Source organism: Winogradskyella psychrotolerans (assembly GCF_018860565.1).
In the GTDB taxonomy this organism is placed as follows: domain Bacteria; phylum Bacteroidota; class Bacteroidia; order Flavobacteriales; family Flavobacteriaceae; genus Winogradskyella; species Winogradskyella damuponensis.
This window is the reverse complement of sequence record NZ_JAHKPS010000029.1, coordinates 317,295-332,721: the sequence shown is the minus strand read 5'-3', so window position 1 is coordinate 332,721 and position 15,427 is coordinate 317,295. Positions and strand designations below refer to the sequence as shown.

The window sequence follows — 15,427 nt, the reverse complement described above, 5'->3', positions numbered from 1 at the left end:
AAATTAAACTTACAAAATAATTAAATAGGCTCGTAATGTTTTATATAAACTTTGTTGAGCTGTTGCAAAATATCGGTAGAATAATACTTAGAGAATTCTTGATGCTTTAAACCACCTGTAGACATCTCATTCATTTTCTTATCTATAAGACCTGCAATTTTTAAGAGCGCCATAGTTTTAGCATCATTACGAAGTTCTTGATTGGCTTTCTGCGTGGTGCTTTCTGGGCTTAGTTTATTGTCTGTAACCTTAAAGCCAATTGGGTTTCTGTAATTATCCATTAGAGCCTCCTTCCTTATAATATTGGTTACATGTGTTGCACTGCACCAAGCGTTGTACTAAGGTATTGCCTTCTAATAGCAATACTGCTTTTTTATTAGCAAATACATCGTGGTTACATGGTAGCTTAGTGCGTATAAACCAATGTTTACTACTTATTGCACTATGTAATTGCGCTGCTTTTGTAAGTGCAGCTTTACTGTGGTAATAATTTGTTGGTTTCATAGTCCTAGTTTTTTAGTGATACTAAGACGAAGGTCTGCGTTTTCTATACGCACTACATCTGCCATTAAATCTACAAGTCTTGCCTGCGTTAAACGGTTATGATTACGTTTTTGAGGTAATTTTGGTGGTGTAGACGCAATTTGGCCAAACAAATCTTTATGTTCGTCTACTTTAATAATTAAATCCTCTGCCCAATCTCTAAATAGTTTAGCACGCTCACTTTTTATAAAAAAGCCTAAACGAACAATACCTCTTTTGGTCCACATTGTCGCTCTTGATGAACCTTTTGAGGCACCGTGACAAATTGTTACGTTGCTCAAAAAATGTTTTCCCTCAATCAATTCATCTGAATGTCTTTTTTTTGCCATTCTTATTGAATACGCACTTGAACCATAACCCAAAGCGACTTCTTTAGTAGGTAATAAAAACTCATGTTCATGGTTTGGATAGACTGCTACAGCCAAACCTTCTGTAACTTGCATATTAAGCTTGCCAGCGTTCTTTTCTGTTCTCATATCGAAAAGTTATTATACACAAAAGCCACACTTTAGGTTTGAGAACACGATTACAAGAATCGGATTACCCGCTTTTCATGGGGTGAACCTTGGTGTGGCTTTCGCTATCGTTAATAAAATTGAATCAAGATTGCTCTTGTTTCGTGTTCTCGTTAGCAAATATATAAAATTTATTGATATGATATGCTTTAATAACGGCATAAGGTTAATTATCCGTTGTGAAGTATTAAAAAACAACTATTTACAACAGTCGCTATAAACTATTGCTCGTGCCTCACAACAGCTTCATAGCTTGGTGTTATATACAAGCACTTAAACGTAAGGTGCTGTGCATTTAACCGCTTTAAATTTAATGTCGTTTTTAATCCTTTCTTCAAATTCCTTTATTTCTTGGTCAGTATGGTATCCTTTGTTTTTGCATTTGCCATCTACAAAGAAGCTACGACCTGGTCGCATATCTAAATTGTATTGTATATGGTCTGTTAAGTGTTCAGGTAGCACGCCATTAATTTTAAAGCTACCGTTTGCGTATAATCCAATTGTCGTGTGTATCATAATATTTTGTGTATTTAAGTGCCAGATATATAACAAAGGCTATAAAACATTAAAACGATTTCATAGCCAAACCGTTGTAGATAATTGCTAAATCTTAGTGTCATGATTATCGCTTTTTGTTTTTTTTAGATTTTGTTTTAGCTCTTAATTCTTTGCGTTTTTGTAGCCTAGTTTTTTTAGGTTTGTAATCTCGATTTACTTCCTTAATTATGTGGGTTGTATTTTTCATGTATTAATGTTTTAAACCGCAATTACTACAGTATGTTATTATTCCATCACATTTAATTGGCATTTCTATTTCACAGTCATAACAATACCTTTCGATTAGTGTACCATCTGTTTTTTTTACATACTCGTCTTTTGGTTCCACATCTTTGTTATTAAACCATCTACGGATTACATAACCTCGTAATATGCTTACTATGGTGAAGTAAATGGTGATGATAAGATTTTTACCAGGACTACTTTCAAAACCTACTGCAGGAAATATTAAAAAGGTACTGATGTAACTTACTATAAAGCCTACAGCTGTATTACTTAGAGCTTCTGTGAAGGATTGTTTTTTGGATTGGCTCATTTGTTCTGTTGTTTTTGTTTCCAATACTCAGTGGTTATATAGCCAACTGAGGCTGGAGCTATTCCTGTTTTTTGAGAGATATTCCAGTCGTTTAATCCTTTTTTTACTAAAGGAATAATGGTTTGCTTTTTAAACTCGTAGTTTATACTCTTTACGATATCTTGTGCTTCTTTCCATGAGCAGTTAGCATTAACTAAGATTGCGGCTATCTCTGAAGCTGTTTTTAAGGTGTCTGGTGCTGCCATTATATCTGCTTTGTAGCTTTTAAGAAGGCTAATTGTTGTTTTTCGACATTTATCATTGCATTAGCAATTTCACAGAGGGCTTTGGCTTTAGGAATGGCTTTTTCTTCTTTTTGCACTTCGTCTAATACTGTAGACAATGCGTTTTCTAACTTTATGTGCGTATTAGATTTTTGATAAGTGAATTGCACAGGGACTTCTGGAACCTTACCTGTTTGCGATGGTGGTGCTACTGCTTGATATGACTCTACCAACACTAATTGCTTGATTAGTGATTCTAATTCTGAAGGATAGCAGGTTAGCGTTTGGCCAGAGGTTAATATAACGTATGTACCACTAACTTGTTTAAATGATTTGATATTGAGTGTTTTTCCTTTGTAGTTGTAAGTGTTGTTAACTAAAGCTTCTAACTGTATTTGGTGTTCTGTATTCATTTTCTTTTGGATTTATTAATGATTTTATTTAATTCTTTTAATAGTTTTTGTGTTTCTTTAAATTCTGGTGGTACTCGGTTTTTTGAGTTTCTTAAGGCTAATTGAGCGTTAGTTAAAAGCTCTAAATCTTTGATAGCGTAATTAGTGCGGTCTGCGTTCTCTTTTACTACAACATTCATGTTTTTTGGTATGCTGCCTTTGTGCTTTTTCCATAACCATCGGTTATAATGCACAAATCCGTTTTTTTGTTTAATTACCAGAAATGGTGTATTATGCTCAGTGTGCCATATTCTTATTTCACCGATTGGTGCTTGACCTATAGTTTTCCACATGTGAGCTGCACACATACTAAACCTACCTTTCTTCACATTACGATTGTGTATGTTTTGCAGTTCGGTTTTTGTACGCTTTAGCTTTAGGTAACGTCTCTTTTTTTCAATATGCTTTTTAGTCCATCCTTTAGGCTTTTCCCATTTAGTAGTAAATATTTCTGCTAGTTCGGTATCACCAATGGTTTTATAGTTGTCTTTAAGAAATTGCACCTGCTCTGGTGTCCAACGTTGTAATTCCATACGTTTTAAACCAAGCTCGTAGGCTTTGGTTCTTACTCTTGTCATTTTTAAACCTAGTGCATCTGAAATTTGCCTGTTGGTCTTTGTTTTAAAATTGGCTTTTAAATAGGCAATGTCTTCTGGTGAAAAGATGATTTTATTATATTTTCCTTTTGTTGCCATAATTAATGAATACTAGCATGGTTATCTTCCCAATAGCGTTTGTTGAGATAGCGATGCGGATTTGCTTTTTCTACATGTTTGCGTTGTAGGTACTTGTTGTAGGTTGGTATGTACTGGATAGCTGCTTTTTTGTCTTTAATGGACATGTTTTCCCAGAACTTCTGAGTGTCTATTTTCTTTATTTTGTGATTGTAGGCGTTGTAAAACATCTCGAAGCTTAGATCTGGCTCACCTATTTCTATTTTAAAGTTCTTAATGGCTTTCCAGCCTTTTATTTGGTCTTCTCTGTATGGAAATTTACCAAGGATAAAGAGCCATCTTACTTGCTTATCGTCTAGCTCGCCTTCTAGTAGTTTAAACTCTGCTAAAAGGCCGTTTAAATGGTATTTAAAAACCCATACAATATTGGTGTTGGTTCCTGTTACTGTGTATGTTGTTAATGCTTGCATGCTATACTATTTTTTGATCTAGTTTATTAAAGAAGTTCTGAGCATAATGTGATAGCTCTATTACTAACATTGTTTTGTGAATACAGTTGGCTTCAAAAAAATGCAGAGACAGCTTAAATGGTTTTTGCTTGTCTTTGTGAGATAGTACTTTTTTAGCCAGTTTTATACGTACTGCTTCTAACAAGCTGTAGTACGATTTCATGGTTTGTGCTTTTTCGCCTGTGTATGGAATGTTTGGCATTTCATAATCTAGTGCTGCATAGGCTTCTTTGAGTTCATTGGCAGTGATTTTTATTTCAATCTTTGGAATTATCATAACTTAAAAATTAAGTGGTTTGTTTTTAAAATCCGTCTTGGCGTTGGCTTACTCGTTCGCCACAGTCCATACAATAGGTACCAATAAGCTCGTAGTTGGCAAATGCCTCTTCTACAACATCTGTAATGTGTAGGTGTGGGCAATCTATGGTGCTGTAGTTATCTTCCCAGTAGAGATCTGCATCTGTATCATCGAAACAGAAATGCGCTATAAAGCCAATGATTGCTATACCTGTAAAAAATAGAAGTAACGCTATTATTATAATTGTCTGTGTCATGGCTTACTATACGATTTAGTTACCATTGATTCTAAGCAGCTTATTAGTTTGCTTGTTTCTGCAGGTGTCATTTCTTGCAGTGGTTTTGGTACTGGTGAGCGTTTAGATTTTAGAAAACTGGAAAGACGATACATATCTGCGACTTCTCCGCATGTTGGATGAATATTTGACCAACCTAATTGCAGCATAAGACTTAGAATATACTTGTGTTGTTGGTTGTCTTTATTAAAATAAGCCCAATTGGTAACCAGTTTCTTTTTTAATGCATTGGCTTGTGCAATTGTAAGATCTTTGGCTGTTTTGAATTTACCATTGGTAATGTGTTGTACGTGCATGGTCTCGGCATCTTTGCAATAGCCAAATAGCTTGTAGAGGTCTCTACGTTGTTGTGATGTGGATTGTGTCATTTTACTTATGCTTTAATAGTTTGTAGCCTATAAGCAGCATGCTTATAACCATAACTGCAGCTAGAATTAATGAGAGGTGAAATTGTGACATAGGTTTGGGGTTTTAGAATTAAAAACAGGCTGGTAAAAAATCTCGTTCACTAGTTTTAAAAACCAGCCTGTTGTGTCTTTGTCTGCATTTACGGCTTATGGCTTAGTGTAACCTCCGCTTTATAATTTACTACACGCTATATAATTACCAACTATCATGGCCCTCTAGGACGTGTAGTAGTTACATGCAGACCGCATCAACCGCGACTACGGCTTTTTGTTATCGGTTACATCCTTGAGGTTATTTGCGTTAATGTGGTTATAAAATGCTTTACGCTCGTTTGTGGTGAGTTCTATTTTCTCTACCCAGTTGTCGTTCATGTCCTTTTGAACTAGTTTATTGTTTACTAGCACTTCGTTGTCTTTGGTTTGTTGGATGTGTATGGCCATGATTAAAGACTTGAAAAATTAAGTGATACATCTTCCCATTTGCCAGCATCGTTTTTAATGTAAGCTCTACAGTAAAGTGACGTGCCTTCTACAATTTGGCATTCGTCTAACTTATCGAACTCAACAATTAGATCTTCGTAGCCAAGTTCTCTTACTTGTCTGCGTGCTTTGGCTAGTAGCTTAGGATCATACTCCCCTTTAGAGCCTTTAATGAGCAGACCATCCATAATTTTGTACATGCCTTTGTTACGGTCTTCAAACTTTGATTTAAAGATGTCTTTAATGGCGTTGATGTGTACTGAAGCTTCGTCTGTAAACTTCATTTTGTCCTGGCGGTCTACCGTGATTTTAATGGTTTGCGCTTTATTGATACGCGAGAAGGTGTTAACCTCTGGTGCTTCTTTTTCGTTAATAGCATACATGCGGTGGTACAGCTTGTTTGCTTCTTTAATGGTGTAGTATTTTAGTTGTTTTAACTCTGACTTTAATTGTTGGAATTTGCCAACAGTTTGCATTAAAAAATGCTCATTGTCTGCCTCGTAGTCTGTACGCTCTTTGGCTGCTTTTACTTTTTCGGCTTTTTCTCTGCGGTCTAACTCGGCTTTTAAGTCTTTAGCTGATAGTTTTGAGAGGTCTAATGTTTCTGTTTGTGTGTTCATTGGATTTGTTTTAAAGTTGTTCTGTTATTAATTTTATATCTTCAGTTACATTTTCAATTTGCTCTAAGAGCACTTCGTCTTCATTGAATACAACATTTACTTTTTCTTCTTTTACACTCATTTCAAAGTCAGTGACTCCTACGTTAGCTAATAAAACAGCTATTTCAAATCCGAGTTGTTGAACGTTTTTCTGCTTAATACTCATTGTTCCTATTATTTATTAAATTTTACTAGTATTCCGTGTGTTGCTCCTGTTGACTTTATGGCGAAGTCTAACTCGTGGTCTGCTGCTATTTTTAGCAGTGATTCGCAATCGGTATATGTTATTTTTTCGGTAACAAATACTTTTGCCTCTTCTATATTACCATCGGGATCTGTTAAGATTTTTGGTTTTGTGTTTGGAAATAGATTTATGAGACATTCTGAGAGGGCGTGAAATGCTATTGTTGACATGCTTTTTGGTTTTATTGTTATTGGATCTATGACTTCTATATGATAAATGCTACACATGGTCTAGGATGTTAAATGGTTGCCAGTGATAATCTTTATACTCTTCTAATTCTCTAAAGCTGTTGTAACGTAGCTCTGGGCGTTGCCAGTTTCTGTCTATTATTTTCTCGCTAACTCTTAGAATGCTACCTTCTGGCGTTTTACTTACACGCGCTTCTGTGGTGATGGTACCGTAATTAGTGATAATCTCTCTATGCAACCAATAACGCTCTGCGATGCTTAGTAGTTCTATAATGCTATCGTAAGCGAGGATGTTTAACAGGTGATTTATGTAAGTGCCTTTAGTCATGGTATTAGTTAAATTGAGCGTTACCTATAATGTGTTGTTTTTGTTTTTTTACCAGCGTTAATAAGGGCTTAGGGTATATGTCTCTTATTTTAATGGTTTCGGCTTTATAGAGGTTTTCCATTTCTCGTTTTGAGGCTACTGAGTTAAATGGTTCTGCTATATTGACGAAGTTTTGCTGTAGCTTATAATATTCCTTATACCACCAATTAAAGAGCATGGTGTTGGCTAAGAGTAACTGTAGCTCGTCGTCGTTGGTGCAGTGTATTTCACACCAGTACATGTAATGTGTAAACATTAGCATTTCTATTTGATGCGTGGTGCATTGTAGTAATTGTGTCAATGGATTTTTCATTGTTTTAAAGTTTTAAATCGTTCCAATAATTTTCAGCTCCTTCGTGCCAAATGACATAAGGTGTTGTTAGTTTACCTCTAGATGCTCGGCTTCTGGAAAATGCTTTGAAGCCTTCGACGTCTATTTTCTGATCGGCATCATACTCAATGTATCTGGCTAACGAGCCTACTGCATTTTTGCCGAGTACATGACTGTTAATGATGAATTTTATTTTAGGGTTTTCGGCTTGCATTTCTTTATAGTCTTTGGCTGTCATAAATGCGTATTGCACAGAATCTATGACTACAAATCGCAAACCTCTAGACTTTTTAAGTCGCCTTCTCATTTCTGGCATTGGTTCTCTGTGCAGAAAGTTGATGCGCTTGGCTTCGTCTTTGGTAAGGTTTTGCTCTAATACTGCCTCTTGCATAGATTTTCGGGCTCCTTCCTCTAGTGAGTTGTAAAGGACTTTGCCAAATTTTGAAAACTCTTTGCAGAGCTGCAGGATAAAGGTTGTTTTACCGTGACCAGATTTTCCTTTGATGAAGATGGTACCACCTTCCTCTGGTCTTCCTAATAATTCTCTAAACCGACCTGTTAGAGGTATTTCAATGAACTTGGTAGAAAGCAGCTGATCTACTGATATTGCTTTTCTTAATTTTGCCAATTTTGAGGGATTTTAAAATGTGTTATGCTGTTTGTTTTAGTTTATATATGTCTATGTCTCGTCTTACACGTCTTAAATCGTCCTCGCAATTGTTGTATATGTAGGTTATTTCGGCTTCGTCTTCAACACCGTTAGCTCTACATATAAGCGTTACATCGTTTAATGTGATGTGGTCTAGCTCTATGAACTTGCGACCTATACGGCTATAAAACTCTTCGTAACCCACTCTTTTGTGCTGTACACCTTTTAATATTCGTTTTTCTAAGGCTTTTACTCCAGAGATCATAAAGCCACAGTGTCCGTTTAAATCGTTGTAGAAGTCCATAAAGAGGTCTAATTGTGGATCTTTTAGCTTATCTGCCTGGTCTAGTATTACCATTGGATGTTCCAACGACATGAGGTGTTTAATGAAACGGTTTAGCAGCTCTTCGGTTTTACCATAATTTTCTTGTCCTGCTGCAGTAAGTAATGCCTTTAGGTATGTCTTTTTCGTCCAGCTAGTTTTACATTGCACATATATGGTGTTGTTTATGTTTTGCTTCCAGAAGTATTTGAAAGTTTCGCTTTTAGATTTACCTGCAGTATCTGAAATCGCAACACTTATACCTTGGCTTTTTGCTGTGTTTAAAAAATGTGTTACCAGTTTGAAGTTATTAATAGCCACTGTTTTCCACTCGAAATCTATAAATAGGCGTTTTTGAATAATGCGCCACATTTCGTTACTGATAAGCTTCCAGTTATTATTAATGACTTGACTTACTATTGCTGTTGAGACTTCTAGTAATTTAGCCATGTGCGCTTGGCTTGATGCTTGGCAAAGTGCTGTGAGCTCGTTTGCTACTTGTAGTTTAAATTCTGCTTTCATACTTTAATGGATTAAAGGGTTATTACATTCTGTGATAAAAAGAGTCGGCTTCTACATCGCTGCGTTGTTGCTTTGGTAGTTTGCCACCGAACTTTATTTTTAGTTCTTGATCTGCTATTAATTGCTCTGGTGTGATACCAGTTTCTCTTTGGATTTGTTCTATTTGCTTTTTAGCAGCGGTTTCTTCGACTTTACGTACTTGATAATCTTTTTGCCATTGCTCTTTATCGCCTGGTTGCATTAAGATTGGTACTTGCTGTTGCTTACGTACTGGCTGTGCATCTGCTACAAATTGCTTATCGCCATTTGGTAATTTTAGATAAAGCGACACGTAGTTGTCTAGGTTGTCTGGATCGTACTTAACAAAGAATTTTTTGTTTACCCAACGCTCACGGAATCTTAGATCTATTTCGTTATTGACGTTGTACACCTCGAAGTGGTATTTTTCGTTTGCGATTTGCACTTTTATACCATCTGCTTTATAAGTAACAGTGTCTGGTGTGTACACCCAGAACATATCTATCATGTCTAGGTAGTTAACCTCTTCTTTCATTAGTTGCTCCTCTGCGTACACCTCGTTACGAGATTTGTTGTATTTAGGGTGCTTAGCGGCGTTCCATTCTTCTACACAAAGCTCCCATGCTTTTAATAGTTTGTCTTGGGTTGGTAGTTTGTCTTTATTATCTAGAATGAAGTCCATATTTGGCTTATTCTTTTCCATTCTGACAGTTACAGATTGTTTATCTGAGAACCACCAGTAGTTTACCACTTGCTGTTGTAGTCTGTTAAAGATGCCTTCTACAGGTGAGCTGTGCTCGTATGCTGCGTGTCTGTAGTGTGCACCACCTTTTTTGGCTACCATTTTGCCGTATAGTTCTTGCATACGTTTTGAAGTGTGTCCAGACTGGCCATCGTATGTAAATAAATACGGTCTTGATTGCGCGGTGTTAAACGCCATTTTAACGGCATTAAAATGGTCTATGTGGTTTTCAGTTTCTGAGAAAGACCAGCCTATGATCTTTTCGGAATAGACATCTATTACAGGATCTATTTTAAATTTAGCTGCTGCACCAAGTTGGTTGTCGTAATAGTGCATCCAGTCAATTTTAGAGCCATCAATTGCCCAGTATGCATTAGGGAACCATTGCTCTTTGTCTCTTACTAGTTTATGGCCGTATTTGTTTTTGTAGGCTGTAATGTCTCTAGAGACTAACCATACTTTTTCCTGCTGTGGCTCGTATAACCATTTGTAGATGGCAGACTCAGAAAGCTCTGGCCATCCTTTTATTTGAGCTTCACGGTTGTATAAAGAGTGTAGTACTGGTACCACTATTTTATTTGGCATTGAATATTGCGCTAATAGCCACTTAGCTACGTCGCCTTTGATTTTTTGAGCGGCTTTGTTTCCTGCGTTTTTGTGAACTAGGAAGTCGTAGCCCTCTTCGCTGTAACCTGCTGCTTTTCTGTCTAGCGCACGCACGTTAGAAGGTAGCTTATGAGGATAGCGTTTGGTTTGTGTGTTAGGGTAGCATTCTGATTTAAGATCGTTAATGATGCTTGAGAGTTTCTTTTTCAGGCTGCCTTTGTTCGATTTTCTGCGTTGCTCTTGTACTTTAACCTCGTAGTTTGAAATGATTTCGTTGTATAGGTTTAGTATTTCGGCTTCGCAGATATATTGGGCTTGCTTGTTATTGGCTATGCCTCTGCCATCTTCGTATTGGTATTGTTTATAAAATTCGATAGCAGCATGATCTGTAGTAAGTTGGTTAGTGAAGGTTTGGCGATCATCTTTAAGATAAGGATTACCAAAGGTTCTAATTATAAGATTCTTTAGGTCTTCTGGAATTGAGGCGAAGTCTATTAGACCAGTGCGGCCACGACCTTTAGTACGAATACGCTTTAGTTTACCGCGTTGCACCCATTTCTGGAAATTGTCATAACTTAGAATTGACAAGTGTTCGTAAAAAACCTCTTGATCAATACCTATAGTATTTAAATAGTTTTCGTACATAATGATTGTATTATGAATTAATAGATTCGTAATGATCAACTATCTCTTTAGCTGCTTTTAATATTTTTTGTGCCTTTTCATTAGAAGGCAATTCTGTAGATTTTAGAATTCTAGATACGTATGAAGATGAACAATCGAAAGTTTTAGCTAGAGCACTAGCATTTACTCGTTTTATTTGATCTACAGTGAGGGCTATAAATTTTTTTGTGTACATTTGGTTCAAATATTTAAACAAATATATACCAAAAAAGTATAATACAAAATAAAATTATACCTTTTTTGAATATTGCAGATGAAATCGTTTGAAAAAATAAAGCAAAGTAGAGAGCGCCTGAGGCTTAATCAGTCCCAGTTTGCAAAGGCTGTGGGCGTTACTCAGAAGGATGTTTCGTTATTAGAATCTGGTAATAAAAAATTTATACCAAATAAGTATATTGATTTTTTAATAGCAAAAGACTTTGATTTAAACACGGTTTTTAACGATGATTTAGACTTACAGATGAAGAACAGCCCGAATAACAAACAGTTAAACGAAAACACAACTGTATATAAACTAAGGACTGACAAAAACTACGAAGAGCAGTCTATTCCTTTGTATAATATTGAAGCAACAGCAGGTTTGGTTAATTTATTTCAAAACAATTCAGATCAAAGGCCTATTGATACCATTAGTATTCCGAACCTACCTAAATGTGATGGTGCACTATATGTAACTGGAGATAGTATGTATCCGTTATTAAAGAGTGGTGATATTGTGGCCTATAAAAAAATACAAGACTTTCAAAATGATGTCTTCTGGGGAGAAATGTACCTCGTATCCGTAGAGGTTGCTGGTGAAGAGTATGTTAGCGTGAAGTATGTGCAGAAATCTGATAAAGGTGACGACTATATTAAATTGGTTTCTCAAAACCAGCATCATCAACCTAAAGATGTCAAGTTAAAAAAGGTAAGAGCTATGGCTCTCATAAAGGCTAGCATTCGAATTAATTCAATGCATTAAACAAAACATACATCGTTATTTAAGCATAAAAGCAAATGATTACGTGTTAAATCGCAGTAAATCAAACATATACGTTTGTGTGTTATTATTTTTTACATGCATTATCCCTATGCCTTAAACTATAATTTTGTCGTTTTACCCTTTTTTCTGTCATTTATAACAAGTATAAAACATTATTTGATTTGTGTTTTTGTCCATCCTATTGTCCATCCTATTGTCCATCCTATTGATTTTTGTTTATTTTTATAGTTTTGATCTGCTGACTTAAATTAAACTAATTTAAACCTTATATGGACGCATTAAAAAAGCCTTAAATAGTAGTTATAACGCTATTTAAGGCTAATAATGATAGTTATGTTTATAATGGCTATATTTGCTTTTAAATTAATGATAGAGCAATGATGGACAAATTATACTTTTGTACATTTTGTTTTTTATACCAAAAATAGATAAAAACGCTCGAACCCCTTTTAAAACCGACCTTTTTTGAACCTTTTTATTATTTGTTTGTGTGTACTATTTGTTTTATCCCCCGTACATGTTCTAAATACTTCTCTAAAAAAAAATCAAACTTATGCTTTGGTAAGCGTTCACTTTGATCGATAAGCTTAAAGATGTTATCATTTAAAATCATCGCTTTACCCAATATCTGATAATGAGAGGACTCATCATTTAATAATTCGCTATCAAACCCTTTGCTATCAATTAAAACAACTGTATTTAAGGCCTTGTTATGCTCTAAATCTGGCAACAATCGTGATGGTATATAAAACACAAAAGATTTATATAGATTCTTCCATAGCTCGGTAAATAATTTGTCCAGCTCCATAGCTCTATTTTATGTGTTCTGAATAATCTTCGGGTAACTCCGCGTCAATATCTCTAAGATATTTTTGAAGGGCTGACATCGATGAATGACCTGTGATTAACATAAGTTTACTTTTAGCTTCAAACGGTGAAGAACCTTTTACCAAAGCGCGGTACAGTTTTGTAATATAGGTATGTCTGAAACTATATAAACCATAATCTTTACCAAGTCCAAAAGGATCTTTAACCACTTTTTTAAAACGCTTAGAAAAGTAATCTCGTTTATTATCTACATCGGTTTCCCACTTGCCTCCTATCTGCTCTGGGGTAAATAAACATAACGACTTGTCCATTTTAGATAGATCAGGCAAATCATTAATTAGTAAATCTGGAATAATTTTTGTTTTTAAAGGACTGTTTTTAGCTTTAAACTTTATTAACTTATTTTTTAGGTCAATATCACCTACTTTTAATCGACAAACTTCGATAGGTCTCAAAAAATTATAAGAGATAAATTTAATGTACAACAGTAACAAGGCATCTTGTTTTTCAAGAAATGTATAGATTTCTTCTTGCTTTTCATTACTATACGTTTTATTTCGTTGTGGTATGCTTTTTAATACTGGAATCCGTTTCATGAAATTCGTAGCCACGATATCATTATCTTCCAAAACTTGTATTAAGCTACTTAAATCAACTCTAAAATTGTTGCGGTTTCGCGCACTTGTATTTACAAGTACATGGTTTAAAAACTGTGTAACAAGTTTTCTATCAACTTTATCTATCGTGCTTATTTCTGGATGCACATCTTCAACCCATTTTAAAAAATTCTTGATTCTATTCTCATAGGCTCGCTTAGTGGTTTTGCTTAATAACTTTTCTTTGAGCTTTAATCCAAAGTCAAAGGCTTCCTTTATAGACATAATAGGCACACTCGCTTCCTTTTCTTTAGTAGTATCAACTCCTGAATATTGTGATGCCTTAGATGGTTTAAAATCGCCTTTTCGTTTGGCTAACAAGGCTGTATTATCTTCAAAGGGATTAAATCCTTCTTTTAGTAGTTTGAGTAAGGTTCGTTTATATACCGTTAATACAAAAAGACGATCTTCTTTAGTGGTATATTTATTCGCTTTTCCATAAACATTTTGCATACGTTGCAATTTTCCTGTTTTAGGATTGCGATAAGAAAAATAGACATACCAGCGTTTGCTCAAATCACCTTTGCCTGTATAAATTTTTGGTATGGAAAATAAATTCTTCAATGGGAGATTGTGTTCTAAATCGTGTTCACTTTCGTGTTCAAATGTAAGAATTCTGTTCAAATTAGACATAAAAAAAACGGCTTAGCGTGAACTAAACCGTCTGTTTTAAGCAATTCTACTTAGTAGCGGGAACTGGACTCGAACCAGTGACCTTCGGGTTATGAGCCCGACGAGCTACCTACTGCTCTATCCCGCGATTTAATCTTAAAATGATTTTCTTAGCTTTTAACTTTCGGTTCATAATGCCGACTCAATCATTTTAGGACTGCAAAGATAATACTTTTTTTAAACTATGAAAGACTAAACAAAAAAAAACGCTCAAATTTATTTTGAGCGCTATTATTTTAATCCTGATAATGATTAATCATCATCGTTTTCTTCGTCATCTAAAGTCGCCAAGACTCCTTCATTTAAATTTGATTCGTCTAAATCAAAATCTACAATGTTTGGTAATTTCTCTTTTAAAACAGCATAATTACCTTCAAATTTATTGTTACTTAATAATAAAGTTTTCAAGCTTTTTAATTCTACTAATACTCCTGGCAGGTTTCCATAAAATCCATTATTTGATAGTACCAATTCTTCTAATTGGGTTAATTCACCTATTGACTTTGGAATTGTTCCTAATAGATTATTATCAAAAACACTTAATACTTTTAAAGATTTTAACTTAGATATGGTGCTAGGTAATCTACCCATAAGTAAATTACTACTTAAAATTAAGCTTTCTAATTTAGTTAGATTTCCTATAGATGACGGAATCTCTCCAAAAAAATCATTATTAAATAGTTCTAAAGATTTTAAATTAGTTAAAGCTCCTATATCTGAAGGTATAGCACCATTAAATTTATTTGAGAATAACTTTAACTCTTCTAAACTAATCATGTTTACTATAGTTACTGGTAATTCTCCTTCTAATTTATTGAATGATAAATTAAGAACTTTTAAATGTGTTAAGTTTGAAATTGACTCTGGAAGATTTCCTATTAAGTTATTAAAACTTAAGTTTATTCCAACAACATTATCGCCTTCTAAAGTAAGTCCGTACCATTTTGAAACGGGTTGTTTTAAATCCCATGAATGATTCCAAGAATCACCATTGGTTGCAGTATATAAATCTACCAATGCTGTTTTTTGATCCTGAGAAACATTGGCATACGAGAGTACTGATATTAAGCAGAATAATAGTGTTATTTTTAGTGTCTTCATGGCTAGTAGAGTTTTTTGTGGAGGGACACAATAACAGTACGAATATAGTAACTATGACTACAAACTGCAACTTTTTTCGATGAACTACATGTTCAAAATACATAAACTCCTAAAAACGTGCACTATAACTATTTTCACTGTTCTATATTTTCAGCTAAAAAACTTATAATATCCTGTCTTTCAACAACAACTGAAACTTGGATTGGGTTACAACAAATTTCACAATCTTCAATATATTTTTGATGCTTTTGAGAGACATCGATTAGCATTGAAATTTGCTCCCAACAATAAGGACATTGAAAAAAATGTTCATGCATTGTATTTCAA

At 34.8% G+C, this 15,427-nt stretch carries 27 protein-coding genes and 1 tRNA gene; 1 reads left to right on the top strand and 27 read right to left on the bottom strand.

The window, feature by feature from the left end:
* Positions 1-20: 20 nt before the first annotated feature.
* The 22 genes from KO504_RS16930 to KO504_RS16825 all read right to left on the bottom strand — a co-directional run bounded on the left by KO504_RS16930 (position 21) and on the right by KO504_RS16825 (position 11,036).
* The gene (locus KO504_RS16930) at positions 21-281 is read right to left on the bottom strand and encodes a hypothetical protein (protein ID WP_215928878.1); all 261 of its coding nucleotides are present in this window, start codon (positions 279-281) and stop codon (positions 21-23) included.
* On the bottom strand, positions 274-504 hold the full coding sequence (locus KO504_RS16925; RefSeq protein ID WP_215928876.1) for a hypothetical protein: 231 nt from the start codon (positions 502-504) through the stop codon (positions 274-276). The genes KO504_RS16930 and KO504_RS16925 overlap by 8 nt, the downstream gene beginning before the upstream one ends.
* Positions 501-1,019, bottom strand: a complete 519-nt coding sequence (locus tag KO504_RS16920) for a hypothetical protein (RefSeq protein ID WP_215928874.1) — start codon at positions 1,017-1,019, stop codon at positions 501-503. Before KO504_RS16920 ends, KO504_RS16925 begins: the two co-directional genes overlap by 4 nt.
* Before the next feature lie 312 nt (positions 1,020-1,331).
* Entirely contained in the window at positions 1,332-1,574 is a 243-nt protein-coding gene (locus tag KO504_RS16915; protein ID WP_215928872.1) for a hypothetical protein, read from the bottom strand.
* A gap of 232 nt (positions 1,575-1,806) precedes the next feature.
* On the bottom strand, positions 1,807-2,151 hold the full coding sequence (locus tag KO504_RS16910; RefSeq protein WP_215928856.1) for a DUF7220 family protein: 345 nt from the start codon (positions 2,149-2,151) through the stop codon (positions 1,807-1,809).
* On the bottom strand, positions 2,148-2,396 hold the full coding sequence (locus KO504_RS16905; RefSeq protein WP_215928855.1) for a hypothetical protein: 249 nt from the start codon (positions 2,394-2,396) through the stop codon (positions 2,148-2,150). The genes KO504_RS16910 and KO504_RS16905 overlap by 4 nt, the downstream gene beginning before the upstream one ends.
* Complete coding sequence (locus KO504_RS16900; RefSeq protein ID WP_215928853.1) at positions 2,396-2,827, bottom strand: hypothetical protein; 432 nt, start codon at positions 2,825-2,827, stop codon at positions 2,396-2,398. Before KO504_RS16900 ends, KO504_RS16905 begins: the two co-directional genes overlap by 1 nt.
* Positions 2,824-3,561, bottom strand: coding sequence for a hypothetical protein (locus tag KO504_RS16895; RefSeq protein ID WP_215928851.1), 738 nt, complete (start codon positions 3,559-3,561; stop codon positions 2,824-2,826). The genes KO504_RS16900 and KO504_RS16895 overlap by 4 nt, the downstream gene beginning before the upstream one ends.
* A gap of 2 nt (positions 3,562-3,563) precedes the next feature.
* Positions 3,564-4,010: a hypothetical protein gene (locus tag KO504_RS16890; RefSeq protein ID WP_215928849.1), complete on the bottom strand. Its 447-nt coding sequence runs from the start codon at positions 4,008-4,010 to the stop codon at positions 3,564-3,566.
* A gap of 1 nt (position 4,011) precedes the next feature.
* Positions 4,012-4,326 carry a hypothetical protein gene (locus KO504_RS16885; protein ID WP_215928847.1) on the bottom strand — a complete coding sequence of 105 codons (315 nt, stop codon included), beginning with the start codon at positions 4,324-4,326 and terminating at the stop codon, positions 4,012-4,014.
* A 25-nt stretch (positions 4,327-4,351) separates the two neighbouring features.
* Positions 4,352-4,603 carry a hypothetical protein gene (locus KO504_RS16880; RefSeq protein WP_215928845.1) on the bottom strand — a complete coding sequence of 84 codons (252 nt, stop codon included), beginning with the start codon at positions 4,601-4,603 and terminating at the stop codon, positions 4,352-4,354.
* Positions 4,600-5,010 carry a hypothetical protein gene (locus KO504_RS16875; protein WP_215928843.1) on the bottom strand — a complete coding sequence of 137 codons (411 nt, stop codon included), beginning with the start codon at positions 5,008-5,010 and terminating at the stop codon, positions 4,600-4,602. Before KO504_RS16875 ends, KO504_RS16880 begins: the two co-directional genes overlap by 4 nt.
* A gap of 297 nt (positions 5,011-5,307) precedes the next feature.
* On the bottom strand, positions 5,308-5,490 hold the full coding sequence (locus KO504_RS16870) for a hypothetical protein (protein WP_215928841.1): 183 nt from the start codon (positions 5,488-5,490) through the stop codon (positions 5,308-5,310).
* 2 nt (positions 5,491-5,492) lie between these two features.
* Positions 5,493-6,149 (bottom strand): hypothetical protein, encoded by a 657-nt coding sequence (locus KO504_RS16865; protein ID WP_215928839.1) that lies wholly within the window; start codon positions 6,147-6,149, stop codon positions 5,493-5,495.
* A gap of 10 nt (positions 6,150-6,159) precedes the next feature.
* Positions 6,160-6,354, bottom strand: a complete 195-nt coding sequence (locus KO504_RS16860) for a hypothetical protein (RefSeq protein ID WP_215928837.1) — start codon at positions 6,352-6,354, stop codon at positions 6,160-6,162.
* A gap of 8 nt (positions 6,355-6,362) precedes the next feature.
* The gene (locus tag KO504_RS16855; protein ID WP_215928835.1) at positions 6,363-6,602 is read right to left on the bottom strand and encodes a hypothetical protein; all 240 of its coding nucleotides are present in this window, start codon (positions 6,600-6,602) and stop codon (positions 6,363-6,365) included.
* Positions 6,603-6,651: 49 nt separating this feature from the next.
* The gene (locus tag KO504_RS16850; protein ID WP_215928833.1) at positions 6,652-6,948 is read right to left on the bottom strand and encodes a hypothetical protein; all 297 of its coding nucleotides are present in this window, start codon (positions 6,946-6,948) and stop codon (positions 6,652-6,654) included.
* Positions 6,949-6,952: 4 nt separating this feature from the next.
* The gene (locus tag KO504_RS16845; protein ID WP_215928831.1) at positions 6,953-7,300 is read right to left on the bottom strand and encodes a hypothetical protein; all 348 of its coding nucleotides are present in this window, start codon (positions 7,298-7,300) and stop codon (positions 6,953-6,955) included.
* Positions 7,301-7,304: 4 nt separating this feature from the next.
* Positions 7,305-7,946, bottom strand: a complete 642-nt coding sequence (locus KO504_RS16840) for an AAA family ATPase (protein WP_215928829.1) — start codon at positions 7,944-7,946, stop codon at positions 7,305-7,307.
* 22 nt (positions 7,947-7,968) lie between these two features.
* The gene (locus tag KO504_RS16835) at positions 7,969-8,811 is read right to left on the bottom strand and encodes an AAA family ATPase (protein WP_215928827.1); all 843 of its coding nucleotides are present in this window, start codon (positions 8,809-8,811) and stop codon (positions 7,969-7,971) included.
* Between the two features lie 22 nt (positions 8,812-8,833).
* Positions 8,834-10,822, bottom strand: a complete 1,989-nt coding sequence (locus tag KO504_RS16830) for a hypothetical protein (RefSeq protein ID WP_215928825.1) — start codon at positions 10,820-10,822, stop codon at positions 8,834-8,836.
* A 10-nt stretch (positions 10,823-10,832) separates the two neighbouring features.
* A complete protein-coding gene (locus KO504_RS16825; protein ID WP_215928823.1) occupies positions 10,833-11,036 on the bottom strand; it encodes a hypothetical protein in 204 nt (67 codons plus the stop codon).
* A 78-nt stretch (positions 11,037-11,114) separates the two neighbouring features.
* Between KO504_RS16825 and KO504_RS16820 the strand changes: the two genes are divergently transcribed.
* The gene (locus KO504_RS16820; protein WP_252723727.1) at positions 11,115-11,822 is read left to right on the top strand and encodes a S24 family peptidase; all 708 of its coding nucleotides are present in this window, start codon (positions 11,115-11,117) and stop codon (positions 11,820-11,822) included.
* A gap of 499 nt (positions 11,823-12,321) precedes the next feature.
* Here the strand turns inward: KO504_RS16820 and KO504_RS16815 are convergent, their stop codons facing one another.
* From KO504_RS16815 to KO504_RS16795, 5 genes are all read right to left on the bottom strand, one after another.
* Positions 12,322-12,651: a hypothetical protein gene (locus KO504_RS16815; protein ID WP_215928822.1), complete on the bottom strand. Its 330-nt coding sequence runs from the start codon at positions 12,649-12,651 to the stop codon at positions 12,322-12,324.
* Positions 12,652-12,655: 4 nt separating this feature from the next.
* Positions 12,656-13,960 (bottom strand): tyrosine-type recombinase/integrase, encoded by a 1,305-nt coding sequence (locus KO504_RS16810; RefSeq protein WP_215928820.1) that lies wholly within the window; start codon positions 13,958-13,960, stop codon positions 12,656-12,658.
* A 54-nt stretch (positions 13,961-14,014) separates the two neighbouring features.
* Positions 14,015-14,087: transfer RNA gene (locus tag KO504_RS16805), tRNA-Met, on the bottom strand.
* 164 nt (positions 14,088-14,251) lie between these two features.
* Positions 14,252-15,100 carry a leucine-rich repeat domain-containing protein gene (locus KO504_RS16800; RefSeq protein WP_215928818.1) on the bottom strand — a complete coding sequence of 283 codons (849 nt, stop codon included), beginning with the start codon at positions 15,098-15,100 and terminating at the stop codon, positions 14,252-14,254.
* Positions 15,101-15,234: 134 nt separating this feature from the next.
* Positions 15,235-15,417 carry a CPXCG motif-containing cysteine-rich protein gene (locus KO504_RS16795; RefSeq protein ID WP_215928816.1) on the bottom strand — a complete coding sequence of 61 codons (183 nt, stop codon included), beginning with the start codon at positions 15,415-15,417 and terminating at the stop codon, positions 15,235-15,237.
* Between the last annotated feature and the right edge of the window lie 10 nt (positions 15,418-15,427).